A 3712-nucleotide genomic window follows, 5' to 3' on the forward strand; every position below is an offset into this window, starting at 1 on the left:
CAAAAGATGATAAGGGTATTGTGAAGCAACCAAAAGATCGGTCAACCGATCAAAAATACCTTAACTGATCGGTGTTAACTTTACAGTGGCTTTAGTTTTTGATTGGATTGCCTGTTGTTAATCAGTCACTACATCACTGTTTGTTACTAATAGCATACGACCACGAGCAGCAAGGTAAGTTGCAACTTGTAACTGCATCTCTGTATTTGCGGCTTCGCTTCCTTCAGCATCAGCTCCAGCGGCTTCATTAGCTGCAGGTGTAAGTATTGAACCATGGTGACCTTTAGTAAATTTAACTAAATAGCTCGATGGTGTTGCACTTAACGCTTGAGATGTACTTACTGTCTCTAACCCCATAAAACTAGCAAGTGGGATAGTACCTGCAATTGGGTTATTCGTTGTAGTAGGAGGTATAACTTGGTCCGCTTTGTTATCAGCGCCGTCTCCAACAACAACATTAGTGTAAACAGGAGTGCCTAGAGCTTGAACAGTTGCTGCATAGTTAGTTGGATCACCACTATCAAGTGCAGTTTGTGCCGCAAAAGCAAATTGCGTCATAACGCCTTGTATATTTGCTAACTTAGTCGTTTCGCCAGCAGTTGTAAGTGACGCAACATATTCGTTATACCCACACGTCAGATAAGCTTCCATATCAGGTAACAATATCCCACAGTTCGAGATTGCATCGCCTTGTAAATACACATTCAGCTCATCAGCTTCTGTTGTACCGGCTTGTGAAAGTACTGAACCTTGAATAAATGGACCAAAAGAAGCTGACTCAAGTAAAAAGCTTGCAATACCACCACCGCCACTTGCTAACGCAACAGTGTTAACATTAAACAATGGATCAATCGCTTCAGCCATTGGGGTATTTGCTTGGGCTATAAAAGCAGGAGCAACAATAGAGCCTAAAGAATGCCCTACATACGTTACGTCGCTACTATTAATAGTTGTATCGTTGATAAAATTCAAACCCAAACGCAAGCCTAACAAGTCAGCTGCTGATTGGCGCAGGCTATCACGTGCAACAAGCAATGAGCTTAAGTTCATATAACTAAGTACAGAACCTGTTGTTGCATTAAAATCATCATTTCCATCGCCATCAACATCAATACCACGTTCGCCGTGTCTTGGATGATCAATCGCTACCGTTGCAAATCCTTGAATTGAAAGCTGAGCGGTTAATGCCAGCATGCTTTCTTTATTGGTCGTTATACCGTGCTGCATAATAACAACAGGCCAACCATTTTCAGGCATTTCAATAGCTGATAATTGTAGCTGTGCACGTACACCATTAATAATAGGTAATATTGGTTTTGTAATTTGCACCGGCACATTCGCCATGCTTTGTACTTTTGGAATAGTATTATATTTAGTTAAATGACGAGTACTATCTAAACCTAAATCGCGTAATTGTCCGCCACTTAAAGCTGAACATAATCCATCATTTTCACTAATAGGATCAGCCGGAAAAGCATCCCCTGCAATCGCTTTATAACCAAGTAAAACTACCGCGTTGTCACACATACCTTGCCAATATGTATCATTTAAATCACTAATATCAGTACCTGTTGGTGTCCCTAGGTACATTGGTAACATGATGCTACCTTTTTGATACTGCACACCAGTAAATACACCCGATACTTCTACACCTTGAGAAGCAAATACTTGTTGTACATTTACCATCGGCTGTTCTGGTACTTGCAGCACAGGAGTAGGAAGTGCATCTTGTTGTAAACTTGCAGCTAGTAAGGTTTTAATTGTACTAAGTACAGGTCCTGCTGATTGAATAGTCATAGCACCAGAAAAAATAATATCATCTTTTGAAATATCACCAGAACTTACAACTACATTTTCGTAACTATTTACCGCACCTTGCAAACCTAATTGGGCTTCAGTGATCAAAGGTGCTTCTTGTTTAACTAGCCCATAAGTAGATGAAGGCTCGACAGAACGCCCCAACGAATCTTTAAGTCCAGTTGTTAATACATTTATATATGAACTGCCAGCAGTAAATGGTTTTAAAGGAATAATCGCTACGGCATTACCAGAAGCCTGAGTAACAAAGTCAACACCAAAAGTAAGTTCGCCTACTAACTTACATGCAGTGCCTGCAGCGACTACTGAGCATTCTGCATCAGTTAAACTCGCGCCCATTATCACTTCAAAAATTCTTACAGTACCAGGTGTACCGGCAGAGGCTTCGTCTAAACTCACATTTGGTGGAAATGTTAAATCAATTTTATAAGGAACTTGTGAAGACCAGCCATCTAATGCACCTAGTGCAAGTTGAGGGTCTGCGTAAGCTGCACGAGAAATAGATACATTGTTGTCATCTAATTCTCCAGGAATGTTTAAAGTCCCATCTTGAGTACCGCTCATTAATAAATCATTAGGTACAGAAATAACGCCATTAGCGGGATCAAAGCTTACAGTCGCTGTTGGAATGACTGGGGCTGTATCGTTTTTAACATCTTCTAACGTTTCTCCGCCGCCACAACCTGCTAAAGCAGCTGTAACTGAGAGTGAGAGTAGCATTTTTTTCATATTGTTGGCTCCGCACATATTTTATTTTTATAGTGTGTTTAATCAGTGTATTAAGTTAAAACAATGTAATCAGAATATTAATGAGACATTAGACCAGTTAAACTTAACGTAAAGTTTCTGTTTTCGCCACCTTATTTTACAATAAATTCGATTACTTCACGTTTCGCTATGTTAAAATTCAAAAAAATTTATAGATTGGTACTTTCATGCATAACTATCAAGCAACTGAAAACGCACTTAAAGACAAAGTTATTTTGATTACTGGCGCTGGCGATGGCATTGGTCGAGTTGCAGCAATTACATATGCTAAATACGGTGCTACGGTTATTTTATTGGGCAAAACAACAAATAAACTTGAATGTGTTTACGATGAAATTGTTAATGCTGGTCATCCTAAACCAGCCATTGTGCCTATGGATTTAAAAGGGGCAACTAAACAAAACTACCGTGATCTTGCAGCAACAATTGAATATCAGTTTGGTCGCCTTGATGGGCTACTTAACAATGCAGGTATTTTAGGGTCGCTCGGTCCGCTTGAACATTTTTGCTCATCTACTTTTGAAAATATTATGAAAGTAAATGTTACTGCTCAGGCAATGATCACCAAAGCGCTTTTTCCTGTGCTACGTAAATCAGATAATGCTTCTGTTATTTTTACATCATCAAGTGTTGGCAGAAAAGGTCGAGAGTTTTGGGGACCATACGCAATCTCAAAATTTGCAGTAGAAGGTATGATGCAAACATGGGCATGTGAAGTAGGTAAAACTAATATTCGTATAAACTGTATCAACCCAGGTGCTACTCGCACATCTATGCGCGCAGCAGCATACCCAGGTGAAGACAGAGATGCACTTGCTACACCAGAAGATTTAATGCCTACATATTTATACCTAATGAGTGACGATTCAAGTGAAATAAACGGCGAATCATTAGACGCTCAAGTAAAAAAATAATCTCAGATATTTATTATTAAATACAAATTTTAAATATAAAAAAAGCCGCTTTTAAAAGCTAACACCATTCAGTTAAGCATGCTTTGACTTAATGGTGTACCGAGTTTTTGAAATCCGAACGGTCCTACTTTTGGGCCGTTTTCTTTTTTCTGGAAGAATATAACGTTTCACTCGTTCTCGCATTGCCCTTAATTTCTTTGGAATTGAACCTG

The 3712-nt window shown here is 39.2% G+C and carries 2 protein-coding genes and 1 pseudogene; 1 reads left to right on the forward strand and 2 read right to left on the reverse strand.

All coding sequences use genetic code 11. The annotated features are described in order from the left end of the window. Positions 1-117: 117 nt before the first annotated feature. A complete protein-coding gene (locus I6F65_RS20945) occupies positions 118-2547 on the reverse strand; it encodes a VolA/Pla-1 family phospholipase (RefSeq protein WP_197114742.1) in 2430 nt (809 codons plus the stop codon). Between the two features lie 206 nt (positions 2548-2753). Between I6F65_RS20945 and I6F65_RS20950 the strand changes: the two genes are divergently transcribed. Beyond that, complete coding sequence (locus I6F65_RS20950; protein ID WP_197114743.1) at positions 2754-3500, forward strand: YciK family oxidoreductase; 747 nt, start codon at positions 2754-2756, stop codon at positions 3498-3500. A gap of 72 nt (positions 3501-3572) precedes the next feature. On the opposite strand, the pseudogene I6F65_RS20955 reads toward I6F65_RS20950, so the two are convergent. Beyond that, positions 3573-3712 (reverse strand): annotated as a pseudogene (locus tag I6F65_RS20955) (IS4 family transposase); the annotation flags it as partial.

It is taken from the genome of Pseudoalteromonas sp. SWXJZ94C, assembly GCF_015864385.1.
Taxonomy (GTDB): domain Bacteria; phylum Pseudomonadota; class Gammaproteobacteria; order Enterobacterales; family Alteromonadaceae; genus Pseudoalteromonas.

Coding starts and splice junctions, on each gene's coding strand:
- I6F65_RS20950 (WP_197114743.1), top strand. CDS start 2,754: ATGCATAACTATCAAGCAACTGAAAACGCACTTAAAGACAAAGTTATT.
- I6F65_RS20945 (WP_197114742.1), bottom strand. CDS start 2,547: ATGAAAAAAATGCTACTCTCACTCTCAGTTACAGCTGCTTTAGCAGGT.